The organism is Tsukamurella paurometabola (genome assembly GCF_900631615.1).
Lineage (GTDB): Bacteria > Actinomycetota > Actinomycetes > Mycobacteriales > Mycobacteriaceae > Tsukamurella > Tsukamurella paurometabola_A.
Genome location: NZ_LR131273.1, coordinates 1091502 through 1104778, shown reverse-complemented (window position 1 = coordinate 1104778; position 13277 = coordinate 1091502). Strand labels below are relative to the sequence as shown.

Genomic DNA, 13277 nt, shown 5'->3' with positions numbered 1-13277 from the left:
ACGGGTGAGGGCGCCCCGACCGGTGGTCGGAGCGCCCTCGGGTGCTCGTGGCTACGAGCCGACGATCAGAACGCGGCCTCGTCGAGGTCCATCGCCTGGTTGTCGATCGCGGCGATGACGTCCTTGGTGCCGGTGAGCAGCGGCAGCATGTTCGCGGCGAAGAACGTCGCGACGCCCACCTTGCCCTCGTAGAACGACTTGTCGGCACCGGTGGCGCCGCCGTCGAGCTTGGCCTGCGCGATGACGGCCTGGTGCAGCAGGCGCCAGCCGACCATCAGGTCGCCGAAGGCCATGAGGAAGCGCACCGAGCCGAGGCCCACCTTGTACAGCTCCTCCGGCTTCTCCTGCGAGGCGAGCGCGAAGCCGGTGAGGGTGGCGGCCATGGCCTGCACGTCCTCGGCGGCGGTCTTGAGCTGCGCGATCTGCGCGGCGAACGGGCCGCCGGCGTTGGCCTCGATGAACTTCGTGATCTCGCCGGCCACGTGGCCCAGGGCCGCGCCGCGGTCCCGGAGGATCTTGCGGAAGAAGAAGTCCTGCGCCTGGATGGCGGTGGTGCCCTCGTACAGCGAGTCGATCTTCGAGTCGCGGACGTACTGCTCGATCGGGTAGTCCTGCAGGAAGCCCGAGCCGCCGAAGGTCTGCAGCGACTCCTGGCCGAGCAGCGTGAAGGCGCGCTCGGAGCCGACGCCCTTGACGATCGGGAGCAGGAGGTCGTTGACCTTGTGCGCCATCTCCTCGTCGGCACCGGAGACGGGGGTCGCGGTGCGGACGTCCTGGTGCGCGGCGGTGTAGAGGTACACGGCGCGCAGGCCCTCGGCGTAGGCCTTCTGCGTGAGCAGCGAGCGGCGCACGTCCGGGTGGTGCGTGATGGTCACGCGCGGCGCGGTCTTGTCGGCCATCTGGGTGAGGTCGGCGCCCTGGACGCGCTGCTTGGCGTAGTCGAGCGCGTTGAGGTAGCCGGTGGAGAGGGTGCCGATGGCCTTGGTGCCGACCATCATGCGGGCGTGCTCGATGACCTTGAACATCTGCGCGATGCCCTTGATCTCCTCGCCCACGAGCCAGCCCTTGGCGGGCTTGCCGTGGCCGCCGAAGGTGACCTCACAGGTGGTGGAGGTCTTGATGCCCATCTTGTGCTCGACGCCGGTGACGTAGACGCCGTTCTCCTCGCCGAGGTTGCCCTCCTCGTCGAAGTGGTGCTTCGGCACGAAGTACAGGCCCAGGCCCTTGGTGCCGGGCGCGCCGCCCTCGGGGCGGGCCAGCACGAGGTGGAAGGTGGACTCGAACATGCCGTCCATCACCGCGGAGGTGATGAAGCGCTTCACGCCCTCGATGTGCCAGGAGCCGTCCTCCTGCTTGATGGCCTTGGTGCGGCCCGCGCCCACGTCCGAGCCGGCGTCCGGCTCGGTGAGGACCATGGTGGCGTTCCAGTTGCGCTCGGCGGCGATCTTCGCCCACTTCTTCTGCTCGTCGGTGCCCTCATCGAAGAGGATCTGCGCGAAGCCGGGGCCCGCGGCGAACATGAAGACGGGCGGGTTGGCGCCGAGGAAGAGCTCGCCGATGCCCCAGTACAGCGAGCGGGGCACGTCGGTGCCGCCCAGCTCGTCGTCGAGGCCGAGGTAGGCCCAGCCGCCGTCGGCGAAGATCGCCTGCGACTTCTTGAAGGCCTCGTTGATCTTCACCTCGTGGGTCTCCGGGTTGAACACCGGCGGGTTGCGGTCGGCCTCGGCGAAGGACTCCGCGATGGGGCCCTCGGCCTGCCGCGCCGCCTCGCGCAGCATCTCCTTGGCGGTGTCCTCGTCGAGGTCGCCGTACGCACCGGAAGCCAGCACCTCGCCGACGCCGAGGTCCTCGAAGAGGTTGAACTCGATGTCGCGGACGTTGCTCTTGTAATGGCCCATGGGGCTGTTCCACCTTCGTGATTTGAAAGCTGTCGGACTGTTACCTGCCGGTAAGTTACCGCTCGGTAATATGGACAGGATAACGCGCCCGCCCCGTGCGAACAAGTGCAAGCACCCCTAGGGCGCGATCGCCTGTTCCCGTCGACGACGTGCACGAACGGCCAGGTCAGTGCCCGTGCCGTGGTACGGATCACTCTCACGCCATTCCACGTGCTCCACCACCATGTCCTCGGGCAGTGCCTCGGACACCTCGGCGGCCCCGAAGGTCGGTAGGCCGGGATGGGTGTCCGCCTTCTCGTGTGCCAGCAGCAGGAGCAGCCCGCCGGGCGCCAGCGACCGTGCGACCTTGGCGATCGCCGCCGCCCGGTCCTCGGGATCGGGGTGCACGTACGCCCAGACGGCCAGGTCGTAGGGCTGATCGGGGATCTCGTCGACGGTGATGTCGAGCGGGGTCCAGTGCAGTCGCGCGCGGACGGTGCGCGGCGAGCGGGCCGCCACGGTCGCCGCCTTGTCGAGGCCGACGCGCGAGTAGTCGACGGCCGTCACGTCCCACGCGCGGGTGGCGAGCCACAGCGCGTGCCGGCCCTCGCCGGCGCCCACGTCGAGGGCGCGGCCGGGCGGCAGGATCGTCACCTGCTCGACGATCCACGGGTCGGGTGGCGTTCCCCACACCAGCTCGGTGGCACGGTAGCGGTCGTCCCACTCCTTCGCGCCTCGGAGCTGCTTCTCCCCGTGCGCGAGCTCGGCCGGGGAGAGCGGGCCGATGCCGCCCTCCTCGCGTTCCTCGTCGGTCCGGTCGATCCCGTCGGGGGTGGTGTCGGGCGTGCTCACAACAGGGCCTCCTTGAGGTACGCGACGTCGTCGGCGAGTCCCTCGGCCGGGGTCTCCAGGATGATCGGCGCCCCCGCGGCGCGGGCCACATCGGCCAGCAGATCGGGGTCGATGGTGCCGTCCTGGAGGTTGGCGTGCCGGTCGCGGGCCGAGTCGAACTCGTCGCGGGAGTTGTTCAGGTGCACCAGGTCGATGCGGCCGGTGATCGCCAGCACCCGCTCGACGATGCCCATCAGCTCCTCGCCGCCCGCCCATGCGTGGCAGGTGTCGAGGCAGAAGCCGGCGCCCTGGTCGCCGACCGCGTCCCACAGCCGGTCGATGGTCTCCAGCTGCCGCGCGATCGCTCCGTCGCCGCCCGCGGTGTTCTCGATGAGGATCGGCACGCCGAAACCGCCCTTCTCCTCCTGGCGCGTGAACAACTTGCGCCAGTTATCGATCCCCGCCTGCAGGTCTTCACCGTCGCGCAGGTGCCCGCCGTGCACCACCAGGCCGAAGGCGCCGAGGTCGGCGGCTGCGGCGGCCTGCTGCTCGACGGCCTTGCGGCTGGGCATCCGGAGCCGGTTGTTCAGGCTCGCGACGTTGATCACGTACGCCGAGTGCACCACGATCTCAAGCGGCGAGTCCTTGAGCGCCTGCGTCTGCGGGTGCGGCTCCGGTTTCTTCCAGCTCTGGGGGTCGGAGACGAACATCTGGATCACGTCGACCCCCAGCTGTTCGGCGGTTTCGACGGGGTGGGTGTCACTGCGGACATGGGCACCGATGCGCATGCGCCCAGCCTAGTGCGTCCGCGCCCGCGAGGCGTCGGGTCGGTGTGTTGTTCGGGAAAGCCATGCGCCGCGCGCATGGCTCTGTTCTCCCTGGTCAGAGGCGCGGATACGGGAGTCGGTCATGCGTCGGGCGCATGGCTCTTCGTCCTAGACCTCCGTGGTCCGACGGTGCGCACATCTTCCGAAGCGTTCTGCGACGAATCGGTCCGGCTGAGTCGCAGAACGCTTTGGAAGATGTGGCGGCGCGGGCGTCGGGCGGGCTGCCTGGCGCCCCTTCCGCCCGCCATCCCGCGGACTGCTGTCTTCGTGCCTGTGGAGGACCGCGGTCCTGTGGATGACGGCGCCTGTTCGGGACCGTCGTGGCCCGATCGCGGGAGTGCCGCGGCCTAGCGTGACGCCATGATGGTCATGCGGAGGACGGCGTGGCGGGGCGGAACCGCCGAGGCGTACGAGCGGTGGGCGCGGCTCGAGGACCGCGCGGCCGAGGAACTCGACGCGGCGCTCGAGCGGGCCGGCGCCGAGATCCGCAGCGGGGGAGGCGAGCTCGCGGCCCGCCTCGCCGCGATCGAGCTCCCGGCAGCGGTGCCGCTCGGCGGCGGGGGCCGGGCACCGTCGACCCCGGGGCGCGCGCCGGACCGCCCGGCGTCCGCCGCGCAGCGGGACCGGGAGAACCGCGCCCGCGTCGCCGCGGACCTGCGGGCGACACCGCCCGGGCCGCGCCGGCGGATGCTCGAGACCATCGACGCGCGGCTGCGGGAACTGGCCCGCGGCGGCGAGACGGTGCAGCTGTTCGAGTACGACCCGGACGCTTTCGGCGGCGACGGAGCGGTGGCGGTCGCCGTCGGCGATCTCGACACGGCCCGCGCCATCGGCGTCGTCGTCCCCGGCATGGGCACCACGGCGGCGTCGATCGGGGCGGTCACCCGCAACGCCGTGAATCTGCAGGTCGCGGCCCGTCGCGCGGACCCGACGACGCCCACGGCGACCCTGGCATGGATCGGGTACGACGCCCCGTCGGGCCGGGCGTCCGTCGCGCAGGTCCTCACCGGTGCCCACGCCCGACGGGGCGCCGCCGAGCTGCGGGCCGATCTCGCCGACCTCGCGCGGATGCGACCCGATGATCCGCGGGTCGTCGTCTACGGGCACAGCTACGGCGCCACGACGGTGGCGACGGCGGGCGCGGGCGGCGCGCTGGCGGGCACCGTCGATGCGATGGTTCTGCTCGGCTCCCCGGGCGCCGGCCCGGTGCGCTCCGCGGCCGAGCTGGGCATGCCGGTGTACGTCGCGCGCGATTCGGACGATCCGATCCCGCGGGTCGGCGCGACCGACGGTGCCGCACAGGGGCTTCGCCGGTGGTTCGGTGTGGAGCTGGGGCTCGGGGCCGATCCGGCGGCACCGTCGTTCGGGGCGACGGCGGTGGACGCCGAGGGACCCACCGGCTTCGGTATGGGGGCGCATTCGGGGTACTTCGACGAGGGCTCGCGGGCGCTGGACGCGTTCGCGGCGATCCTGACGAGAGGGGGAGCGGATGGCCGCCGATGAGGTCGATCCCGCGGAACTGGAGCGCGTCGCGGCCACCTGGGAGGACGCGGCCGAGGGCTTCGCCGAGCAGGCCGCGCGGTGGCGGGCGGCGACGGGACCGCCGGAGGTGCTGGCCTTCGCCGCCCGCGCGGCCGCGACGCTCACCGGCCATGCGGAGGCGGCGAGCGCCGCGGCGCGCGGGCTGCGGGACTACTGCGCGGCGGTCGCGGAGTCCGACGAGGACGGCGCCCGGAGCGTGCGGTGCGCGATCCAGGCCGCGGCGAGCATGAGCACCAGGCCGATCGCGGACGTCACGGAGACGCCGGCGTCGAACGCCTGACCAGCGGCCCGGACCAGGGCGTCGGCCGCCTCGGCGGGCAGCTGCGTCGCGACGTGGTGCGCCCCGGCGAGCGTCTCGCCGGCGTCGGCGGCCTGCTCGCCCGTGAGGCCCGCGGGCAGCACGAGCTTCGCGGCGTAGGCGCCGGCGAGGATCGAGCCGAGGACGGCGGTGCCGAGCACGGAGCCGAGCTCGTAGGCGGTCTCCGAGACCGCCGAGGCCGCGCCCGCCTTCTCCGCCGGTACCGACGAGACGATGAGGTCGTTCGACAGCGTCTCCGCGGCGCCGATGCCCACGCCCAGCATCGCGAAGGCGACGAGCACGGCGAGGGTCGAGTCCGGCGACGCGAAGGCGGCCACCACGCCGTACGCGGCGGCGGAGACCAGCATGCCGCCCACCACCACGGTCGACGGGGCGATCCACCGCACGACCCGCACCACGTACAGGCCCGCCACCATCATCGTGATCAGTCCCGGCACCAGCGCCCAGCCGGCGTCCATCGGGCTCATCCCGACCACCAGCTGGAGGTGCTGCGAGACGAAGAACATGAAGCCGACCAGCGAGAAGACGCTGAGCAGGTTCACCGCGACGGCGCCGGCGAACCGGCGATCCGTGAACAGCCGCACGTCGAGCATCGGGTCCGGGCGGCGGAGCTGTCGCCGCAGGAACAGGCCGGTCGCCGTCACGCCGAGCGCCAGCGCCGCCGCGACGACCACGAGGTCGCCGCCCTTGGCGAGGGTCTTCACCGCGTAGACGATCGGGGTCAGCGCGAGGAGCGAGAGCACGATCGACACCGGGTCGATGCGGCCCGGGTTCGGGTCGCGCGACTCGGGCACGAAGACCGGCGCCAGCACGAGGAGCGGGATCAGGACGGGCACGGCCATGAGGAAGACCGAGCCCCACCAGTAGTGCTCCAGCAGGAAGCCGCCCACGATGGGGCCGAGCGCGGCGCCCGCGGCGAAGCACGACGCCCACACCGCGATCGCCAGCCGCCGCTGCTGCGGATCGGTGAAGATGTTGCGCAGCAACGAGAGCGTGGACGGCATCAGCATCGCGCCGAAGAATCCGAGGCCCGCGCGGGCCGCGATGAGCGCGCCCGCGGTGGGGGCGTACGCCGCGACGACCGACATCGCCGCGAAGCCGGTGGCGCCCAGCAGGAGCAGGCGGCGCCGGCCCAGCCGGTCGCCCAGGCTGCCCATGGAGACGAGCAGGCCGGCCAGCACCAGCGGGTAGACGTCGATGATCCACAGCTGCTGCGCCGCCGTCGGGCCGAGCGTGCCGGCGATGGAGGGCAGCGCGAAGCCGAGCACGGTCCCGTCGATCGAGACGAGCAGGACGGGAAGCATCAGGACCGCGAGCGCACCCCAGTCGCGCACCGTGGCGCGCGCGGACGACGCGGTCGTGGTGGTGAGTGTGGTGGTCATGGCGGCACTTCCTGAGGAGTCGTGGATTCGAGGACTCCGTTACTGTACCAGCTGGACGGTATAGAAACGAGAGACCGCGATCACCCCTACGATGCGAGGTGTGCCACCCCCTCCCGCCGCCCGCGCCAAGCTGCTCGACGCCTTCGTGAAGATCCTCATCGAGCACGGCGAACGCGCCGCGACGCTCGAGGCCGTCGCCGCGGAGGCCGGCGTCAGCAAGGGCGGCCTGCTCTACCACTTCGGCTCGAAGAAGGCCCTGGTCGACGGGTTGTGTGACTGGCTCGACGAGCTCGTCGCCGCCGACGTGGAGCTGATGGCCGCCGCGCCCGAGGGGGCGGTGGAGTACTACGTGCGCACGTCGAACTACGACGATTCCGCGCTCGACCGCGCGATCGTCGCGGTGCTGCGGCTGAGTCAGGGGGCCGACGATCGCGCCGAGCGTGCGATCCGGTCGATGCAGGACCGCTTCCTCGCGACGGTGCAGGAGCAGGTACCCGACGAGGCCACCGCCCGTGCGGTCCTCCTCGTCGGCGACGGCCTCTACTACGACGCCGCCCTCAGCGGCGGCCGCCGCCGCGCCACGGACGCGCAGATGGCCGGCCTGCTCTCCGTCGTCGCCCGCATGGTCGACGGGGCGCCCTGACCCTCCGGCGGCCTCGTCCTGTTCGTTTCCCGCGACGGACGGGAGGTCGCTGCCGGCGACCTATGGATGGCGCGTCGACGTCAGCGCGCGCGGACCGCCCCGTCATCGACGGGGTCCCACACATCACCCGGCAGGTCGCCGGGGAGGTTCGGATTGCCGCGCCCGACGAACCGCTCGTCCACGCCGCGCCTGGTCATCGCGTCGTAATCACGCAGCGCCCCGAAGGCCCACGTGCCGAGCAGCGCGACCGCGACCAGGTTCACCGTCGCCATGAGCGCCATCGCGACGTCTGCGAGCATCCAGACGGTGTCGAGCTCGGCGAGGGTGCCGACGCCGACCGCGGCGAGCACGAGGGTCTGCAGGATCCGCAGGCGCTGCCCCTCGAGGCCGAGGAAGTTGAGGTTGATCTCGGCGTAGGAGTAGTTGCCGATGATCGACGAGAACGCGAAGACGAATACCAACAGGGCCATGGGCACCGTCGTCCACGTACCGAGGACGGCCGAGATCGAGTCCTGCGTGAGCACGGCCCCGCCGGACGCGGGCTCGCTGCCCGGCGTGTAGACGCCGGAGACCAGCACGATGAAGGCGGTCGCGGTGCACACGACGATGGTGTCGACGAAGACGCCGAACGACTGGATCAGGCCCTGCTTCACCGGATGGGAGACGGTGGCCGTTGCCGCGGTGTTGGGCGCGCTGCCCATACCGGCCTCGTTGGAGAACAGGCCGCGCTTCACGCCGTTGAGCAGGGCCGCGAGGATGCCGCCCGCGGTGCCGGCCAGGGCCTCGTCGAGCCCGAACGCCCCGGCGACGATCTGCCGGATCACCTCGGGGAAAGCGGTGATGTTGAGGGCGATGATGATCAGCGCGACACCGACGTAGATCAGCGCCATCACCGGCAACATCACCTCGGCCACCTTCGCGATGCGGCGGACGCCGCCGTAGAGGATCGGGGCGGTGATCACCATGAGGCCGACCGCGATCCACGCGGTGTCCATGTGGAAGGTGGCGGCGAGGGAGCCGCCGATCGTGTTGGCCTGCACCATGTTGAAGGCGAAGCCGAACGCGAAGATCAGCAGCACGGCGAAGACCATGCCCCAGCGGCGCGAGCCGAGGCCGCGCTGAATGTAGTACGCGGGGCCGCCGCGGAAGCTGCCGTCGGCGCCCCGCACCTTGAACATCTGCGCCAGCGTCGCCTCGACGAAGGCCGTCGCCATGCCGACGAGCGCGACGACCCACATCCAGAACACCGCGCCGGGACCACCGAGCACCAGGGCCACGCTCACGCCGGCGATGTTGCCCGTGCCGACCCGCGACGCGAGGCCCACGCAGAAGGCCTGGAACGACGAGATGCCGCCGTCGGCATCGGAGCGGGAGGAGCCGATCGCGCGGATCATGCTGGGGAGCAGGCGGACCTGGACGAACCGGGTGCGGATCGTCATGTAGGCCCCGACGCCCAGCAGGAGGTAGATCAGCACCCAGTTGTACAGGTTCGTACTGAGCCAGTCGATGACGGTGTTCACGTGGTCCACGAGCGGGGTCTCCGATCCTCGGGGCGATTGTTGCGGTGCCACGATGGTTTCACGCGCGCGACGACAGCCCCGTCGGGCCTCCGGAACGCGGGCCGGGCGCCGCCGCCACGCCCTAATTGAGTGATGCTCAGTAGGGCTTTACCCCGGCCTGACCAGCGGGTAGGTTGGACGCCATGCCATCGATCTTCATCTCCGGCGGTGCCTCCGGCATCGGCCGGGCCACCGCCCTGCGTTTTCTGTCCGAGGGGTGGACGGTGGGCGTCTACGACGTCAACGCCGCCGCGCTCGAGGAGCTGAAGGCCGAGCATCCCGCGATCGTGACGGGCACGCTCGACGTGACCGACTACGACCAGTGGGAGGCCGCGCTCGCCGACTTCACGCAGCACACCGGCGGGGGCCTGACGGTGCTCGACAACAACGCGGGCGTGCTGTTCGGCGGCGACCTCGAGGAGATCACGCCGCAGCAGATCAAGCTGCAGATCGACATCGACGCCCTCGGCGTCACGTACGGTGCCAAGGCCGCCCTGCCGTACCTCAAGGGGCAGCCGGGCGCGCACCTGGTGAACATCAGCTCGGCGTCGGCGATCTACGGTCAGCCCGGCATCGCCACGTACAGCGCCGCCAAGTTCTACGTCTCCGGCTTCACCGAGGCGCTGGAGTTGGAGTGGGAGAAGCACGGCGTCCGCGTCGTCGCGATCTGGCCGCTGTGGGCCAAGACGGCGCTCGCCGAGACCGACGCCAAGAGCACGCGCACCCTCGGCGTGAACATCACCCCGGAGGAGGTCGCCGAGCAGGTGTGGAACTCCGTGCACCCGGGGATCCAGCTGCCCTTCCTGCCGCGGATCCACTATTCCGTCGGAACCCTGACCACGCTGCTGTCCAATTCGAGTAAGTTCGCTCCGAGGTCGGTCGTGCGCCTGGTCAACCAGATCACCAGCCAGTAGTCCGCCGGCTGCAGTCCCCATCCGAGAAGGAGTCTCCACCACCGTGATTCAGACCACGATGCAGGACGGCGAGCTGACGATCGCCCGTCTCGTCGAGTACAGCCGCCGCGTCTTCCCCGAGGCGAAGATCACCACGTGGACCGGTGAGGGCCTGCGTGACCTCTCCTTCGCCGAGGTCGGCGACAAGGCCGCGCAGCTGGCCCACGCCCTCACCAAGCTGGGCGTCCAGCGCGGCGACCGCGTGGCGACGTTCATGTGGAACAACAACGAGCACCAGGTGGCCTACGCCGGCGTTCCCGCGATGGGGGCCGTGCTCCACACCCTGAACCTGCGCCTCTCGCCCGAGCAGGCCGTGTTCATCATCAACCAGGCCGACGACAAGGTGATCCTCGTCGACGCCTCCGTCGCGCCGCTGCTCGGCAAGTACCTGGCCGCGACGCCGAACGTGCAGCACGTCATCGTCGCGAACGGGCCGAAGGAGGCGCTTGAGGCGCCCGAGGGCATCACGGTGCACTCCTTCGACGAGCTGATCGCGGGCGAGCCCACCACGTTCGCATGGCCGGAGATCGCGGAGCGCGACCCCGCCGTCATGTGCTACACCTCCGGCACCACCGGCGACCCCAAGGGCGTCGTCTACAGCCACCGCAGCATCTGGCTGCACTCGATGCAGGTGAACTCGTCGTCGGGCATGGCGCTCGGTAACGCCGATTCCGTGCTGGCGATCGTGCCGATGTTCCACGTCATGTCGTGGGGCCTGCCCTACGCCGCGATGATGGGCGGCATCACGCTCATCATGCCCGATCGCTTCCTGCAGCCCGAGCCCCTGCTGCAGATCCTGGACGCCACGAAGGCCACCTTCGCCGCCGCCGTGCCCACCATCTGGGCCGGTGTCGCCGCGCAGCTCGCCGCGAAGCCGCAGGACATCTCCCACCTGCGCGAGGTCGTCGTCGGCGGCGCCGCGGTGCCCCCGTCGATGATCCGCACGTTCGACAAGCTCGGCACCCGTATCGTGCACGCCTGGGGCATGACCGAGACCTCGCCGCTCGGCTCCGTCTCCCGCCCGCCGTTCGGCATCGAGGACGAGACCGAGGAGTTCGCCTACCGCGTCACGCAGGGCCGCTTCCCCGCGTCGGTGCAGGCCCGTCTCATCGACGACGAGGGTAACGAGCAGCCCTGGGACGGTGAGGCTTCCGGCGAGCTCGAGGTCCGCGGCCCCTGGATCACCGGCGCGTACTACTCGCCCGAGGGCAACGTCTCCGACGAGTCGAAGTTCCACGACGGCTGGCTCCGCACGGGTGACGTCGCGTCGATCAGCCCGGACGGCTTCATGACGATCCGCGACCGTACCAAGGACATGATCAAGACCGGCGGCGAGTGGATCAGCTCCGTCGAGCTGGAGAACACGGTCATGAGCAATCCCACCATCGCGGAGGCCGCCGTCGTCGGCGTGCCCGACGAGAAGTGGGACGAGCGTCCCTTCGTGCTCGCCGTGGTCAAGGACGACGCCGACGCCGATGTCGAGAAGCAGCGCGCCTTCCTCGCCGACCTGCTGCCCAAGTGGCAGATCCCCGAGCGCTGGGCCTTCGTCTCCGAGGTGCCCAAGACCTCGGTCGGCAAGTTCGATAAGAAGCTCATCCGCGCCGAGTACGCCGACGGCACCTACACCGTGGTGGACTCGCGCGCCTGACGCGGACCCATGTGTTCGACGGGCCGTCGTAGCCGGAAGGCTGCGGCGGCCCGTCGTCTTTTGGGAGTTCTTACGAAACGATGAGCTGTCCCGGTGAGCGATCCGGATCGGCGGTCGCGCGTGCCACGCTGGACCCATGACCGAGGAGACCACATCACCGGCGGGGCGGCGCAGTCCGGCGTGGGCCGCCGCGCTGGCCGGTGTGCTCGCCGGCGCAACGGGGCTCGCGGTGGCGGAGCTCGTCGCGGCCGTCGTCGCGCCCGACGCCAGCACGCTGTTCGCGGGCGGGGCGGCGGTCATCGACGCGGCGCCGCCGTGGCTCAAGGACTTCGCCGTCGAGTCCTTCGGCACCGCGGACAAGGCGGTCCTCCTCGGCTCGATGGGCGCCGTCCTCGCCCTGGGTGCCGCAGCGGCGGGCCTGCTCGAACTCCGCCGGCCGCCCTGGGGCGCGGTGCTGTTCGGCGTCGTCGGGATCGTCGGCGCCGTGACGGCGGCCCTGCGACCGGACGCGACGCCGCTGTGGGCGGTCCCGAGCGTCGTCGGCGTCGCCGCGGCGATCCTCGTCCTGCGCCTGGCGATCCGCCGCCTCCGTCCCGCTCCCGGGGTCCGGGAGGAGGACGCAGGGATGGACCGGCGCGGCTTCCTTCTCGTCGCCGGTGCGGCTGCGGGCACGACGGTGCTCGCCCTCGCCGGCGCCCGCCTGCTCTCGGCGGGCGCGACGGCGGTGAAGGCGGCGCGGGAGACGCTCCGCCTGCCCGTACCGCGCACCGTCGCGCCACCGGCCCCGGCGGACCCGCCCATCGCCGGGCTCACCCCCTACGTCACGCCGACGGCGGACTTCTACCGCATCGACACCGCCCTGCGCGTGCCGCAGCTCGACCCGGCCGACTGGTCCCTGCAGGTGCACGGCATGGTCGAGGCGCCGTTCACCATCACCTGGGATGAACTGCTCGCGCTGCCGCTGGAGGAGCACTACGCGACGCTGGCCTGCGTCAGCAACGAGGTGGGCGGCGATCTGATCGGCAACGCCCGCTGGCTCGGTTATCCGATCCGGGCGCTCCTGGAGCGGGCGCGACCGCGCGCCGGTGCCGACATGGTGCTCTCGCGCAGCAGTGACGGCTTCACCGCGGGCACGCCCCTGGACGTCCTGCGGGATCCCGCCCGCGCGTCGCTGCTCGCGATCGGCATGAACGGCGAGCCGCTGCCCGTGATCCACGGCTTCCCCGCCCGGCTCGTGGTGCCGGGCCTGTACGGCTACGTCTCGGCGACCAAGTGGGTCACCTCGCTCAAGGTCACCACCTTCGCCGCGGACCAGGGCTACTGGACCCCGCGCGGATGGTCGGCACTTGGACCGGTCAAGGTGCAGTCGCGCATCGACGTGCCGCGAGGATCCGTGCCCGCCGGGGCGGTGACGGTCGCGGGCGTCGCCTGGGCGCAGCACACCGGCATCGGCGGCGTCGAGGTCCGGGCTGACTCCGGCGACTGGGTGCCCGCCCGGCTCGCCGAGACCGTCGGCCCCGACACCTGGCGGCAGTGGAGCGTCTCCCTTCCGCTCGACCGCGGCGAGCACACCCTCGAAGTGCGCGCCACCGACGCGAGCGAGACGGTCCAGACGGATGCGCAGGCGCCACCCGCCCCCGACGGTGCCACCGGGTGGCATCGCGTCGTCGTCACGGTTCGCTGATGGTGCGGAATT

General features: G+C 71.3%; 10 protein-coding genes. 5 read left to right on the top strand and 5 right to left on the bottom strand.

Annotated features, from left to right (window positions below; all coding sequences use genetic code 11):
- Positions 1-65: 65 nt before the first annotated feature.
- The 3 genes from ELY19_RS05750 to ELY19_RS05740 form a co-directional block, all read right to left on the bottom strand.
- Positions 66-1898: an acyl-CoA dehydrogenase gene (locus ELY19_RS05750; RefSeq protein WP_126195358.1), complete on the bottom strand. Its 1833-nt coding sequence runs from the start codon at positions 1896-1898 to the stop codon at positions 66-68.
- A 117-nt stretch (positions 1899-2015) separates the two neighbouring features.
- Positions 2016-2729: a class I SAM-dependent methyltransferase gene (locus ELY19_RS05745; RefSeq protein ID WP_126195357.1), complete on the bottom strand. Its 714-nt coding sequence runs from the start codon at positions 2727-2729 to the stop codon at positions 2016-2018.
- Positions 2726-3496: a deoxyribonuclease IV gene (locus ELY19_RS05740; RefSeq protein WP_126195356.1), complete on the bottom strand. Its 771-nt coding sequence runs from the start codon at positions 3494-3496 to the stop codon at positions 2726-2728. The genes ELY19_RS05745 and ELY19_RS05740 overlap by 4 nt, the downstream gene beginning before the upstream one ends.
- A gap of 399 nt (positions 3497-3895) precedes the next feature.
- Here ELY19_RS05740 and ELY19_RS05735 point away from each other — a divergent pair, with 399 nt between their 5' ends.
- On the top strand, positions 3896-5038 hold the full coding sequence (locus ELY19_RS05735; protein ID WP_126195355.1) for an alpha/beta hydrolase: 1143 nt from the start codon (positions 3896-3898) through the stop codon (positions 5036-5038).
- Between the two features lie 189 nt (positions 5039-5227).
- Here the strand turns inward: ELY19_RS05735 and ELY19_RS05730 are convergent, their stop codons facing one another.
- On the bottom strand, positions 5228-6778 hold the full coding sequence (locus ELY19_RS05730; protein ID WP_126195354.1) for an MFS transporter: 1551 nt from the start codon (positions 6776-6778) through the stop codon (positions 5228-5230).
- Between the two features lie 91 nt (positions 6779-6869).
- On the opposite strand from ELY19_RS05730, the gene ELY19_RS05725 reads away from it, so the two are divergent.
- Entirely contained in the window at positions 6870-7421 is a 552-nt protein-coding gene (locus ELY19_RS05725; protein WP_416222725.1) for a TetR/AcrR family transcriptional regulator, read from the top strand.
- A gap of 80 nt (positions 7422-7501) precedes the next feature.
- Here the strand turns inward: ELY19_RS05725 and ELY19_RS05720 are convergent, their stop codons facing one another.
- Positions 7502-8950: an alanine/glycine:cation symporter family protein gene (locus ELY19_RS05720; protein ID WP_126195352.1), complete on the bottom strand. Its 1449-nt coding sequence runs from the start codon at positions 8948-8950 to the stop codon at positions 7502-7504.
- A gap of 173 nt (positions 8951-9123) precedes the next feature.
- Here ELY19_RS05720 and ELY19_RS05715 point away from each other — a divergent pair, with 173 nt between their 5' ends.
- The 3 genes from ELY19_RS05715 (at position 9124) to ELY19_RS05705 (ending at position 13265) form a co-directional block, all read left to right on the top strand.
- Positions 9124-9894, top strand: a complete 771-nt coding sequence (locus ELY19_RS05715) for an SDR family oxidoreductase (protein WP_126195351.1) — start codon at positions 9124-9126, stop codon at positions 9892-9894.
- A 43-nt stretch (positions 9895-9937) separates the two neighbouring features.
- Complete coding sequence (locus ELY19_RS05710) at positions 9938-11581, top strand: long-chain fatty acid--CoA ligase (protein WP_227967211.1); 1644 nt, start codon at positions 9938-9940, stop codon at positions 11579-11581.
- A 136-nt stretch (positions 11582-11717) separates the two neighbouring features.
- Complete coding sequence (locus tag ELY19_RS05705; RefSeq protein WP_126195350.1) at positions 11718-13265, top strand: molybdopterin-dependent oxidoreductase; 1548 nt, start codon at positions 11718-11720, stop codon at positions 13263-13265.
- Positions 13266-13277 lie beyond the last annotated feature (12 nt).